Genomic DNA, 13196 nt, shown 5'->3' on the forward strand with positions numbered 1-13196 from the left:
GCGCAGGGTTTAGACTTCGCCGCGGTCTGTACAGGACGTGAGATTCCGCCTCCGCTCCGGCGCCCCAAGCGCCGGGCCGGTGGCCAGTGGGAAGGTCAGTAACCGTGAACTACATAGCAGCGGGCCCCTCAGGCGGCGGCATCACGCCGATCCTGATGATCGTCCTGCTCTTCGGTGTCATGTATTTCATGATGATCCGACCCCAGCAGAAGCGCCGCCGTGAGGCCGAGTCGATGCAGTCCGGGCTCGGCCCGGGCGACGAGGTCGTCACCATCGGCGGGCTCTACGGCACGGTCACCGGCATCGAGGACGACACCGTCCTGATCGAGGTCGCCCCGGGCGTGCAGACCCGCTACGCCCGCGCCGCCATCGCCCGGGTGACCACTCGCGCGGAGCTGCCGAGCGAGCCGGTCAGCGAGGACGCCGACACCATCAAGGAATGACCCCTGCTCCCGGGGAATGGCGGGTCCGGCGTACGGCCGGTCGGCCGACCTCCGGGCCACCGCGCCCGACGGGGCAGCGGACCAGGCAGTAAAACTGGATAGTTGGGTCGACGCCGGGCGTCGGCACGTTCCCGTGACCAGCGGCGTTCCACGCTGGCGTGTCCGGGCCACGTGTCGGCATCTCGTCGGCCCAGGTCAGACCCGTCAGCCGGGACCCCCGGCCCGACACCGCCGCCGCTGCGCACAGCGGCGCGACCGCACAGGGAGACAGGACAGCCGTGGCACCACCTCAGGGACAGATGCGCCCCGGGCGGCAGCTCGCCGTGCTCGGGTTCATCTTCGTCGTCCTCTATCTTCTGGTGTTCTTCTCCGGCGGCGCCAAGGGCAGCTTCCAGGACCGGCTCGAGCCTCGGCTCGGTCTGGACCTGATCGGCGGCACCCGGGTGACGTTGGAGGCGACCAACAGCATCGGCGGCAAGGCCCCGACGGCGGAGAATCTCGAGGAGGCTCGTCAGATCATCGAGAGCCGGGTCAACGCGTTCGGCGTGGCCGAGGCCGAGGTGGTCACCGAGGGCAACCGGAACATCGTCATCTCCCTGCCCGGTGAGAACCGCAACCTGGACAACGTGGGCAACGCCGCCGAGCTGCGCTTCCGCAAGGTGCTCAAGGGCGCCGACGGCAGCGGTACGGCGGCCGTGCCGCCACCGGCCACGGCCGCCCCGCCCGGCAGCGTGACCCCCTCCGGCGGGGCGACTCCGTCCGCCGGCGCGACCCCGACCCCGTCGGGCAGCGGCGCGCCGAAGGTGACCTCGTCGCCCAGCGGCGGTCAGGGTGGGATGGCCCCGGCGCCCAGCGCCACGCCCACTCCCTCCGCGTCCGCCTCGCCCTCGGCGAGTGCCGCGCCCAGCGCCAGTGCCAGCGCGGAGCCGGTGTCGGCCAGCATCGAGGAGCAGCGCAAGGCCGTCGAGCAGAAGGTCGGCGCCCCCGCCTGGCAGGCCGCCAGCGGGTTGCAGGCTCCCGCGGACCTGAGCGCCGACCCGTCGCTCGCCGACAAGCTCAAGCCGTTCAGCACGCTGTCGCCGCAAGAGGTTGCCGTGCTGTCGGCGCAGATGCAGTTCAACGTGCCGACCATCGGCTGCAAGCAGCTCGACGAGCGTCCCCCGGCGTCGATCTCCGACCCGAAGCAGCAGGTCGTCTCCTGCGAGGACGGCGCCTCGAAGTACCTGCTCGACCAGGCCAAGGTGCAGGGCACCGACGTGTCCGACGCCGACGCGGTGCTCGACCAGACCAACGCCTGGGTGGTCAGCCTGGACTTCAAGGGCGACGGTCAGGGCAAGTGGACCGGCCTGACCCGCGAGGCGTTCACCAACGAGGGCCAGGCCTGCGACGCCACCGCGCTCGGGCAGGACGGCAAGTGCCGCGTGGCCGTCGTGCTGGACAACAAGATCGTCTCCTCCCCGGAGATCCAGGGCGTGCTGACCGGCAACTCGCAGATCACCGGCAGCTTCACCCAGAAGGACGCGAGCGCGCTCGCCGGTCAGCTCCGCTACGGCGCGCTGCCGGTGACCTTCAAGCAGCAGGAGGCGCAGAACGTCACCGCCACGCTGGGTGCCAGCCACCTGCGCGCCGGTCTGCTCGCCGCCGGCATCGGCATGCTGCTGGTCATCATCTACTCGTTCTTCTACTACCGGCTGCTCGGCTCGGTGATCTTCCTGAGCCTCATCCTCTCCGCGCTGCTCGTCTTCGGCGCGCTCGTGGTGCTCGGCCGGCAGATCGGCTTCACGCTCACCCTCGCCGGCATCGCTGGCATGATCGTCTCACTAGGTGTGGCGGCGGACTCGTTCGTCATCTACTTCGAACGACTGAAAGACGAGATCCGCGAGGGCCGCAGCCCACGGAGCGCGGTGCCGCGCGCCTGGATCCGGGCCCGCCGGACGATCATCTCGGCCAACGCGATCACCCTGCTCTCCGCCGTGGTGCTCTACGTGGTCTCGGTCGGCACGGTCAAGGGCTTCGCCTTCGCTCTCGGTCTGGCCACCGTGCTGGACCTGGTCGTGGTCTTCCTCTTCCGGCACCCGATCATGACGATGTTCGCCCGCACCCGGGCGTTCCTGTCCCCGCGGGTCAGCGGTCTGGGCCGGGCACTGCCGGCCCGCAACCAGCCGACTCAGACTCAGCCCCGCAACCCGCGCGCCAAGGAGGCCTGAGATGGCTCAAAACGGTCTGGCGAGCCGCCTCTACAACGGCGAGGCCGGTCTCAACATCGTCGGCCGCCGCAAGCTCTGGTTCGGCGTCGCCGGGACCCTGATCCTGATCGCGCTGCTCAGCTTCGGTCTGCGGGGCTTCAGCCTCGGCATCGAGTTCGCCGGCGGCAACTCGTTCCAGGTGCCGGCCAGTGTCGGCACCCTGGAAGACGCCGAGCGGGAGGTCAACTCGGCCCTCGCGGCGGAGAACACCGGCATCAAGGTGGCCACCGTCCAGAAGGTCGGCGGCACCGGTGGTGACACCTACGAGCTGCGGACGCCGCAGCTCGACGCCGAGAAGACCAACGCGGTGAAGGGTCAGATCGCCGAGGACCTCGGGATCAACCCGGATCAGATCAGCAGCAACCAGGTCAGCGAGGCGTGGGGCAGCCAGGTGACCCAGCGGGCCTTGCTCGGTCTGGTCATCTTCATCGCGCTGGTGATGGTCTACCTGATCCTGCGCTTCGAGTGGCGGATGGCCGTCGCCGCGGTGGCGTCGCTCATCACCAACCTGATCCTCACCGCCGGCATCTACTCGCTCGTCGGCTTCGAGGTCACCCCGTCGACGATCATCGGCTTCCTCACGATCCTGGGCTTCGCGCTCTACGACGTGGTGGTGGTCTTCGACAAGGTCCAGGAGAACACCCGCGGCATCACCGCCAACAACAACCAGACGTACGGCGAGGCGGCCAACCTGGCCGTCAACCAGAGCCTGATGCGGTCGCTGAACACCTCGGTGGTCGCCCTGCTTCCGGTCGGCGGTCTGCTCTTCATCGGTGCCGGCCTGCTCGGTGCCGGCACGTTGAAGGACCTCGGCCTGGTGCTGTTCGTCGGTATGGCGGTGGCGTTCCTGACCTCCATCCTGGTGGCCACGCCGCTGCTGGCCCTGCTCAAGAGCTACGACCCGCGGATCCAGGCGCACGCCAAGCGCGTCCAGACCCGGCGGGGCGGGCTCGCCCGGGGCGAGGTCACCAGCAAGGGCGCGGTGAGCCCGACCGAGGGCCAGGCGACCGAGGAGTCGCTCGACCCGGACGCCGCCGCGCTGGCCGGTGCCGCGCCCAAGGTGGGCGCTCGCCCGGCGGGTAAGCGGCCGACCGGCGCCCGGGGCGGTCGTCCCGGTGGCGGCGGCAACCGGCCGGGTGGCGCCAAGCGGCGCTGACCCACCACGAAACACCCGAACGGCGTCCGGCATGCTGTGCGTGCCGGACGCCGTCGTCGTTGAAGGAGAGCGGAACAGCCATGACGGAGACCCACAGCACCGCGGCGCGCGGGGACAGCGGCCCGGAGGCCGCCCGACTGGTCGCCAGCCGGGTGCTGGACGTGCCCGACTTCCCCAAGCCCGGTGTCATGTTCAAGGACCTGATGCCGCTGTTCGCCGACGGTGCGGCGTTCCGTGAGGTGATCGACGGGATCGTCGCGTACCACGGTCGGGACGCCTTCGACGTGGTGGTCGGCATCGAGGCGCGCGGGTTCGTCGTCGCCGCGGCCGTCGCGTACGCGACCGGGGTCGGCGTGGTGCCGGTCCGGAAGGCCGGCAAGCTGCCCCGCCCGGCGCACTCGGTCTCCTACGCGCTCGAATACGGCGAGGCCACCCTCGAGGTGCACGAGGACGCCTTCACGGCCGGGCACCGGGTGCTGGTGGTCGACGACGTGCTGGCGACCGGTGGCACCGCCGAGGCGACGCTTGACCTGGTGGAGCGGGCCGGCGGAACCGTCACCGGCTTCACCGTGCTGCTGGAGCTCGGCTTCCTGGGTGGACGCAAGCGGTTGGCACCGCGTCCCGTCCATGCCCTGCTGACCGTTTGACCCCGTCGGTGACGGACTGACCGTTTGGTGGCGGAGTCGTCGGGCGGAGCCCGTGCCGACCGTCCGGCGGAGCGGCAGCCGACCGTGCGTGCGGGTAGCATTGCCCATTGCTGACGCCGGCGGTACGCCGCCTGCGTGGCGCGAGACCAGGCCGGCCGAGTGTTCGGCAGGTGTTTTCCCGGCGAGCGGTGAGGAGGCCGGTGTCCCACGATGTCGTCCCTCCGGCGGAGGGCACGGTGCACCCGACAGGCGACGCTGACGGCACGGTGACCGACCGGGCAGGCGACGCGCCAGCCCGGGTGACGGGCGCCGACAGCGGCTCTGGCCGGGCTGCGGGCGAGAGCCCGGCAGATCCGATCAGCGGCCCGCCGAGCGTCCAGGCGTCCCCCGGTGCCGACGGGGTGGTGGTGCCGTTCCCGAGCGACGCCGGCGTCGACCCGTCGCCGAGCGGTGGCTTCGGGTTGTCCAACGCGCCCACCGGGCGGCGGGTGCGGGCCCGGCTGGCCCGGTTCAACGCGCCCTGGCAGACCTCGCAGGTCAGTGAGGTGCTGGAGCCGCTCATCGCGAGCCACCGGGACAACCACCCCAAGGCCGACGCCCGGCTGCTCCAGCGCGCCTTCGACACGGCCGCGCGGTGGCACTCCGGGCAGTACCGCAAGTCCGGCGACCCGTACATCACCCACCCGCTCGCGGTGGCGACCATCCTCGGCAACCTGGGGATGGACACCACCACGCTCGTGGCCGCGCTGCTGCACGACACCATCGAGGACACCGAATACACCCTCGACGCGATGCGCGCCGACTTCGGCGGCGAGGTCGCCCTGCTCGTCGACGGCGTCACGAAGCTCGACAAGGTCAAGCTGGGTGACGCGGCCAAGGCCGAGACGATCCGCAAGATGGTCGTGGCGATGGCCAAGGACCCCCGGGTGCTGGTGATCAAGCTGGCCGACCGGTTGCACAACATGCGCACCCTGACCTTCCTGCCCCGCCCCAAGCAGGAGCAGAAGGCCAAGGAGACGCTGGAGATCCTGGCGCCGCTGGCGCACCGGCTCGGTATGAACACGATCAAGTGGGAGCTGGAGGACCTGTCCTTCGGCACGTTGTTCCCGAAGCGCTACGAGGAGATCAACCGCCTGATCGGGGAGCACCAGCCGCAGCGCGAGACGCTGTTGCGGCAGGTCACCCAGAAGGTCGGCACCGACCTGAAGGCCGCCAAGATCAAGGCGGAGACCACCGGGCGGCCGAAGCACCTCTACTCGATCTACCAGAAGATGATCGTGCGCGGTCGTGACTTCAACGACATCTACGACCTGGTGGGCGTGCGGATCCTGGTCGACACGGTGCGCGACTGCTACGCGGCGCTGGGGGTCATCCACGCCAACTGGCAGCCGGTGCCGGGCCGGTTCAAGGACTACATCGCGATGCCCAAGTTCAACATGTACCAGTCGTTGCACACGACTGTCATCGGGCCCACCGGCAAGCCGGTGGAGATGCAGATCCGCACGTACGCGATGCACCGCACCGCGGAGTTCGGCATCGCCGCGCACTGGAAGTACAAGGAGCACAAGGGCACCCAGATCGTCGGCCCGCCCGCGCACATCGACGAGATGACCTGGCTGCGGCAGTTGCTGGACTGGCAGCGGGAGGCGGCCGACCCGAGCGAGTTCCTGGACGCGCTGCGCTTCGACCTGTCCAGCCAGGAGGTGTACGTCTTCACCCCGAAGGGTGACGTCATCCCGCTGCCGACCGGGTCGACGCCCGTGGACTTCGCGTACGCGGTGCACACCGAGGTTGGGCACAAGTGCATCGGGGCGCGGGTCAACGGCAAGTTGGTGCCGTTGGAGTCGACGCTGTCCAACGGCGACGTGATCGAGATCTTCACGTCGAAGTCCGAGACGGCCGGCCCCACGCAGGACTGGCTGGGCTTCGTCAAGAGCCCGCGGGCGCGCACGAAGATCCGCCAGTACTTCAACAAGGAGCGGCGCGAGGAGGCGATCGAGGCCGGCAAGGACGCGATCGTCAAGGCGATGCGCAAGCAGGGCATGCCGTTGCAGCGGATGCTCACCTCCGACGCGCTGATGTCGATCGCACGGGACCTGCACCTGGCCGACGTGGCGTCGCTCTACGCGGCGGTCGGTGACAGCCAGGTCTCCGCGCAGTCGGTGGTGCAGAAGCTGATGGCCGCGTACGGCGGCGAGGAGGGCGCGGCGGAGGACATCGCCGAGACCGCCGTCGCCACCCGGCCGCCCCGCAGCCGCCAGAGCAGCAACGACCCGGGTGTCGTGGTCCGTGGCGTCAGCGACGTCTGGATCAAGCTGGCCCGCTGCTGCACCCCGGTCCCACCGGACTCGGTGTTCGGCTTCGTCACCCGCTCCGGCGGGGTGAGCGTGCACCGCGACGACTGCGCCAACGCCGAGGACCTGCGGGCCCAGAGCGAGCGGGTGGTCGAGGTCAGTTGGAAGCTCACCTCCGCCTCGACCTTCCTGGTCGCCATCCAGGTCGAGGCACTGGACCGGCACAAGCTGCTGGCCGACGTCACCCGGGTGCTCTCCGACGAGCGGGTCAACATCCTCTCCGCCACCGTCACCACCACCCGCGACCGGGTGGCGGTGAGCCGGTTCAGCTTCGAGATGGCCGACCCGAAGCACCTGGGCCACCTGCTGGCCACGGTCCGCAAGGTGGACGGCGTCTTCGACGCGTACCGGGTCACCTCCGGCGCCTGACGCGTACCCCGGACACGACAGCGCCCGCCGGCTCAGCCGGCGGGCGCGTGGTCGTCTGCGCGGGTGTCAGCCCTGCGGCGCGCTCATCGTGAGGTCCTTGATGATGACCTCCTTCTTCGGGTGGCCGCCGCCGGCCTGCTGGGCGAACGCCCCGTCGTCGCCGGCCTTGGCCACGTCCTTGACGATGTCCATGCCACCGGTGATGGTGCCCAGCACCGTGTACGCCGGGTCCAGCGGCGAGTCGCCGTAGACGATGAAGAACTGGCTTCCGGTGCTGCCCGGATCGGAGGACTTGGCCATCGCGATGACACCCTCCGGGTACGGCGGGCGCTTGTCGGTGGGCAGGTTCTCCTCGGCCATGCGGTAGCTCGGGCCGCCCTGGCCGTCGGTGTCCCGCCAGCCGTTGCCGGTGGCGCTGGGGTCGCCGCACTGCAACACCTTGATGCCCTCGCTCACGAGGCGGTGGCACTTGGTGTTGTCGAAGAAGTTCTTCTCCGCGAGGTAGGTGAAGCTGCCCGCCGTGCAGGGGACCTGCGACCTGTCGACCTTGGCCGTGATCGGGCCCAGGTTGGTGTCGATCGTCATGGTCTGCACGCCGGTGCCGGACTGCTGGTTGCTCGGCAGCCCGACGTCCTTGATCTGCGGGGGCCGCTTGTCGGTGGGCAGCGCGTTGAACGCGCACTCCGCCGCGCCGGCCGCCGGTGCGGCGGAGTCCTTCTTGTCGTCGTCGCCGCCGCCGAGGCTCACCGCCAGCCACACGGTGCCGGCGACCACGAGCACCAGCGCGGCGGCCGCGCTGATGATCGCGCGGGTCTGCCGGCGCTTACGGGCCGTGGCCGCGCGCTCGGCCATCTCCTTCTCGAGCCGGGCGCGTGCCGCCGCGCGCTGCCGCTCTCTGGTGGACGTCACGCCTGGATCCTCCTGGCTGTCTGCTGCTGGGTGCCGCTTGGGTGTGGGTGGTTGCGACCGGTCAGCCGGCGCTGGGGCTGCTGGCCGGCGCGCCGGAGGCCGACGGCGCCGGTGCCGCCGCGGTGACCGGCTCACCGACGGTGAGGCTCTGGATGGTCACGTCGGTGCTGGGCTTGACCTTGGCCCCGGTCCCATTGTCCACGGTCGGGAGGGCACCGATCTTCTCCACCACGTCCAGCCCGCCGGTCACCCGGCCGATCACCGGGAACTTCGGGTCGGTGGTGGTGAAGTCCTTGAAGAAGATCAGGAACTGGCTGCCGTTGCTGCCCGGCGGGTTGGCGATCATCGCCACGGTGCCCTTCGGGTACGTCGGCGGCTGGCCGGGGGCCGGGCTGGCCGACGGTGACGCCGACGGCACGGTGGGCAGCTCCTCGTCGTAGAACGAGTAGGTCGGCCCACCGAGACCGGTGCCGCTCGGGTCGCCGCAGCGCAGCGCGCCGTCGGCGGTGATCTCGTGGCACTTGGTGTTGTCGTAGAACGACCGGCTCGCCAGGTGCACGATGCTCGCCGCCGCACAGGGCGAGTTGGTCAGGTTGAGCTCCGCGGTGATCGGCGCACCCTGGTTGGTGGTCACCGTCATCGCCCGGGTGCCCTCGGTGGGCAGACCCTTGCTCTCCGGCGTGCCGACGTCCTTGAGGTTGGCGTTGGCCGCCGCGTCCTGCGGCGTCCAGAGGCAGGTGTCCCCGGTGGCCGTGGTCTGCTTCGAGTCGGAGTCGAACGCCCCGAGCGCCCAGGCGGAGCCGGCCACGACCAGCACCAGGATCAGGGCGGCACCGACACCGGCCTGGATCTGCCGACGTCGCCGCGTGGCGGCGGCCCGGCGAGCCAACTGCCGGTCGAGCTTGGCCCGCGCCAGTTTGCGCTGCCGGTCCCTGCTGGAAGCCACAGGTGCTCCCCTTTCCTCTACCTGGTCGTCGCCGGCGGCCGGACGTCCCGGCCCGTCCGGGCGTCACGTGTGCCGCGCCACACGCCCGCCAGAGTGTACGGCTAGTGACTGGGAAAGTGGTGTACGAGGTCCACCCCGTCCCGAGCAGCGCTTATCGGGCGATGTCACTGTGCCCCACGGGGCCCGCGGGACGGACGCGGCAAACTCGCTCGGCGCGCCCGTTAGGCTGCTGGGCAGGACGACAGCCGTTCGACGAAAGGACAGCGCCCGTGCTCGTGGCCGGCTTTCCCGCGGACGCCTTCGGCACCAACTGCTACGTGGTTGCCACCGCGCCGGGGGAGCAGTGCGTGGTGGTCGACCCCGGCATCGGGGTGCTCGACCAGCTCGACGCGCTGCTCGCCGAGCACCGCCTGCATCCGGCCGCCGTGCTGCTCACCCACGGCCACCTCGACCACACCTTCTCGGTCGCGCCGGTGTGCGGCGCGCGGGGCGTCACCGCGTACGTGCACCCCGGTGACCGGGAGATGCTCGCCGACCCGACCAAGGGCCTCTCCGCCGACCTGACGTCGCTCTTCGGCGGCCGGCTGAGCTACACCGAGCCGGACGACGTGGCCGAGCTGACCGACGGCGCCACCCTCAGCCTCGCCGGCCTGGAGATCGCCGTCGACCACGCCCCGGGCCATACCGGCGGGTCGGTGCTGTTCCGGCTGCCCGGCGCGGGCTCGGGCTGGGAGGCGGACGAGATCTGCCTGTCCGGCGACGTCCTCTTCGCCGGGTCGATCGGCCGCACCGACCTGCCGGGCGGGAGCATGCCGGCGATGCTCACCAGCCTGCGCGACAAGGTCCTCCCGCTGGCCGACGACACCGTCGTGCTGCCCGGCCACGGCCCGAGCACCACCATCGGCCGCGAGCGCGCCAGCAACCCGTACCTCATCGAGGTGGCCGGCACGTCGCCGGCCGCTCCCACCCGGGGCCTCTAGATCTCCCGTCCGCGCCGCGCGCGGACCCACGACACCACCGCGCCGTGGGCGCGGCACCGCAAGGAGTACGCCGATGAGCAAGCCCACGCCCATCTCCGGTTTCCCGGAGTGGACCCCCGGTCAGCGGATGATCGAGCAGTTCGTGCTCGACAAGATCCGGACCACGTTCGAGCTGTACGGCTTCGCGCCGCTGGAGACCCGCGCGGTGGAGCCGCTGGACCAGTTGCTGCGCAAGGGCGAGACCTCGAAGGAGGTCTACGTGATCCGTCGGCTGCACGCCGATGCCGAGAGCGGGGGCGGCGACGACCAGCTCGGCCTGCACTTCGATCTGACCGTGCCGTTCGCCCGCTACGTGCTGGAGAACGCCGGCAAGTTGACCTTCCCGTTCCGTCGCTACCAGATCCAGAAGGTGTGGCGGGGGGAGCGGCCGCAGGAGGGGCGCTACCGGGAGTTCGTCCAGGCCGACATCGACATCGTCGACCGGGACACCCTGGCGCCCCACCACGAGGCGGAGATGCCGCTTGTCATCGGGGACGCGCTGCGGTCGCTGCCGATCCCGCCGGTGACCATCCAGGTCAACAACCGCAAGATCCCCGAGGGCTTCTACCGGGGCATCGGGCTCACCGACCCGGAGGCGGCGCTGCGGGCGATCGACAAGCTCGACAAGATCGGCCCGGTGAAGGTGGCCGACCTGCTGGCCCAGACCGCCGGGGCGAGCGAGGCGCAGGCCAAGGCGTGCCTGTCGCTGGCCGAGATCTCCGCACCGGACGCGTCGTTCGCCGACGCCGTGCGGGCGCTCGGGGTGAGCGACCCGCTGCTGGACGAGGGCATCGAGGAGCTGGTCCGGGTGGTGCAGACCGCCGCCGAGCACTCGCCCGGCCTCTGCGTGGCGGACCTGCGCATCGCCCGCGGCCTGGACTACTACACCGGCACCGTCTACGAGACCCAACTGCGCGGCTACGAGCGGTTCGGCTCGATCTGCTCCGGCGGCCGGTACGACAACCTGGCCAGCGCCGGCGCTGTCTCGTACCCCGGGGTGGGTATCTCGATCGGGGTGACCCGGCTGCTCGGGCTGCTGTTCGGAGCGGGTGACCTGTCGGTCTCCCGCTCGGTGCCCACCTGTGTCCTGGTGGCGCTGGCCGACGAGGAGCACCGCGGGGCCAGCGGCCGGATCGCGGCGGCGCTGCGGGCCCGCGGGATCGCCACCGAGGTGTCGCCGAGCGCGGCGAAGTTCGGCAAGCAGATCCGCTACGCCGAGCGGCGCGGCATCCCGTACGTCTGGTTCCCGGGCGTCGACGGGGCGCCGGACGAGGTGAAGGACATCCGGTCTGGTGCGCAGGTCACGGCCGGTGCGCAGGAGTGGGTGCCACCCGTGGAGGACCTTCGGCCGACGGTCAGCTGACTCTCCCCACTGGCGCTCATGGCCGCGGGGACCTACGGTAGCGTAAGTTACGCCACCGTAGGGAGTTTCTCGTGACCATGAGCACCACACTGAGCCAGACCGCGCTCCTCGTCGAGTTGGAGCCGGTGGTTGCCCGCAACCTCGACCGCCACCTTTCGCTGGCCAAGGAGTGGTTCCCGCACGAGTACGTGCCGTGGAGCGAGGGGCGGACCTTCGACGGGCCGCTCGGCGGCGAGGCGTGGTCACCGACCGACTCCACGATCCCCGACGTGGCCCGCACCGCCCTGATCGTGAACCTGCTGACCGAGGACAACCTGCCCTCGTACCACCACGAGATCGCCACCCTGTTCGGCCGGGACGGCGCGTGGGGCACCTGGGTGCACAGGTGGACCGCGGAGGAGGGCCGGCACGGTGTCGCGATCCGCGACTACCTGACGGTCACCCGGGCGGTCGACCCGGTGGCGTTGGAGCGGGCCCGGATGACGCACATGTCCGAGGGGTACACGAACGCCCACGGCGACGAGGTGCTGCACTCGCTGGCGTACGTCTCGTTCCAGGAGCTGGCCACCCGCATCTCGCACCGCAACACCGGCAAGGCCACCGGCGATCCCGCCTGCGAGGCGCTGCTCGCCCGGGTGGCCGCCGACGAGAACCTGCACATGGTCTTCTACCGCAACCTGCTCGCCGCCGCGTTCGAGCTGGCCCCGAGTCAGGCCATGCGGGCCGTCGCCGACGTGGTGGCCGACTTCCAGATGCCGGGCAGCGGCATCGACGGCTTCGCCCGCAAGTCGGTGGCGATCGCCCTGGCCGGCATCTACGACCTGCGCCAGCACCGTGACGATGTGCTCCAGCCGGTGCTGCGCCAGTGGGACGTCTTCAACGTGACAGGTCTCGACGCCGACGGCGAAGCCGCCCGCGAGCAATTGGCCACCCAACTGGACACCCTGGACCGCGCCGCGAGCCGCTTCGAAGAAAAGCGCGCAGCCCGAGCCGCCCGCCTAGCCCCCCGCTAACCCCGACCCGCCCCCCCCGCGCCCACCCGGGCCCCCACCCACCCCCACTCCCCGCGTTGATCATGACGTTATTGCCACTCGCATCGGCGTGTCAGGGCAATAACTCCATGATCAACGGGGGAGTGGGCTGGGCGGGCGGGGTGGGGCGGGCGGGTGGGGGTGGGGGCGGTGGGGGTCAGGGTTGGGGGAGGAGTAGGCAGGTGCTGGTGGCGTGGGCTACCAGGCGGTTGGTGGCGTCGGTGATGCGGGCTTCGGCCAGGGCCGTGCGGCGGCCGCGTTGGAGCACCGTGCCCTCGCAGCGCAGCGTGCCGCTGTCGACGGTGACCTGGCGGAGGAACTTCACGTTGAGGTCGAGCGAGGTGTAGCCGACGCCGGCCGGCAGGGTGGTGTACACGGCACAGGCCGCCGCGGTGTCCAGCAGTGTGGAGAGCACGCCACCGTGGACGCTGCCGAGCGGGTTGTAGTGGAACTCCTGCGGGATCAGCTCGACGACCACCCGGCCCTCGTCGGCCGCCATCCGGGTCATGTCGATGAGGTGCATCACCGGTGGCGCGGCCATCTCGCCGGCGATCATCGCCCGGAGCGTGTCGAGGCCGCTGCGTCGACCGACCTGAGCGGCGTTGACCGCCGGGTCCGCCCAGGTGAAGGTACGGCTGCGTGCCGGTTCCTGAGTCTGCGTCATGGACGCAGCCTGGCAGCAGGTTGCTGAGTCTGTCAACGAGATCTAGCCT

The 13196-nt window shown here is 70.7% G+C and carries 11 protein-coding genes; 8 read left to right on the forward strand and 3 right to left on the reverse strand.

The genetic code is table 11. From position 1 onward, the window contains the following. Nucleotides 1-104 precede the first annotated feature (104 nt). The 5 genes from yajC (at nt 105) to ACPXBU_RS10915 (ending at nt 7215) form a co-directional block, all read left to right on the forward strand. Nucleotides 105-443, forward strand: coding sequence for a preprotein translocase subunit YajC (gene yajC / locus ACPXBU_RS10895; RefSeq protein WP_393367792.1), 339 nt, complete (start codon nt 105-107; stop codon nt 441-443). A 278-nt stretch (nt 444-721) separates the two neighbouring features. Next, nucleotides 722-2650 (forward strand): protein translocase subunit SecD, encoded by a 1929-nt coding sequence (gene secD / locus ACPXBU_RS10900; protein ID WP_425757947.1) that lies wholly within the window; start codon nt 722-724, stop codon nt 2648-2650. A gap of 1 nt (nt 2651) precedes the next feature. Next, nucleotides 2652-3845 (forward strand): protein translocase subunit SecF, encoded by a 1194-nt coding sequence (secF, locus tag ACPXBU_RS10905; RefSeq protein WP_393367796.1) that lies wholly within the window; start codon nt 2652-2654, stop codon nt 3843-3845. An 80-nt stretch (nt 3846-3925) separates the two neighbouring features. Then, entirely contained in the window at nt 3926-4492 is a 567-nt protein-coding gene (locus tag ACPXBU_RS10910) for an adenine phosphoribosyltransferase (RefSeq protein ID WP_393367798.1), read from the forward strand. Nucleotides 4493-4692: 200 nt separating this feature from the next. Beyond that, nucleotides 4693-7215: a RelA/SpoT family protein gene (locus ACPXBU_RS10915; RefSeq protein ID WP_393367800.1), complete on the forward strand. Its 2523-nt coding sequence runs from the start codon at nt 4693-4695 to the stop codon at nt 7213-7215. A gap of 66 nt (nt 7216-7281) precedes the next feature. On the opposite strand, the gene ACPXBU_RS10920 is transcribed toward ACPXBU_RS10915, so the two are convergent. Both ACPXBU_RS10920 and ACPXBU_RS10925 read right to left on the reverse strand, forming a co-directional pair. Continuing rightward, nucleotides 7282-8124, reverse strand: a complete 843-nt coding sequence (locus ACPXBU_RS10920) for a peptidylprolyl isomerase (protein WP_425757948.1) — start codon at nt 8122-8124, stop codon at nt 7282-7284. A gap of 61 nt (nt 8125-8185) precedes the next feature. Beyond that, on the reverse strand, nt 8186-9070 hold the full coding sequence (locus tag ACPXBU_RS10925) for a peptidylprolyl isomerase (protein WP_425757949.1): 885 nt from the start codon (nt 9068-9070) through the stop codon (nt 8186-8188). Nucleotides 9071-9339: 269 nt separating this feature from the next. Between ACPXBU_RS10925 and ACPXBU_RS10930 the strand changes: the two genes are divergently transcribed. The 3 genes from ACPXBU_RS10930 (at nt 9340) to ACPXBU_RS10940 (ending at nt 12465) form a co-directional block, all read left to right on the forward strand. Beyond that, entirely contained in the window at nt 9340-10050 is a 711-nt protein-coding gene (locus tag ACPXBU_RS10930; RefSeq protein ID WP_425757950.1) for an MBL fold metallo-hydrolase, read from the forward strand. Between the two features lie 73 nt (nt 10051-10123). Continuing rightward, on the forward strand, nt 10124-11452 hold the full coding sequence (hisS, locus tag ACPXBU_RS10935; protein ID WP_393367807.1) for a histidine--tRNA ligase: 1329 nt from the start codon (nt 10124-10126) through the stop codon (nt 11450-11452). A 77-nt stretch (nt 11453-11529) separates the two neighbouring features. Further along, nucleotides 11530-12465: an acyl-ACP desaturase gene (locus tag ACPXBU_RS10940; protein ID WP_393367981.1), complete on the forward strand. Its 936-nt coding sequence runs from the start codon at nt 11530-11532 to the stop codon at nt 12463-12465. A gap of 175 nt (nt 12466-12640) precedes the next feature. Here the strand turns inward: ACPXBU_RS10940 and ACPXBU_RS10945 are convergent, their stop codons facing one another. Next, nucleotides 12641-13147, reverse strand: coding sequence for a PaaI family thioesterase (locus tag ACPXBU_RS10945; RefSeq protein WP_425757951.1), 507 nt, complete (start codon nt 13145-13147; stop codon nt 12641-12643). Between the last annotated feature and the right edge of the window lie 49 nt (nt 13148-13196).

The organism is Micromonospora sp. DT231, assembly GCF_049847025.1.
Taxonomy (GTDB): domain Bacteria; phylum Actinomycetota; class Actinomycetes; order Mycobacteriales; family Micromonosporaceae; genus Micromonospora.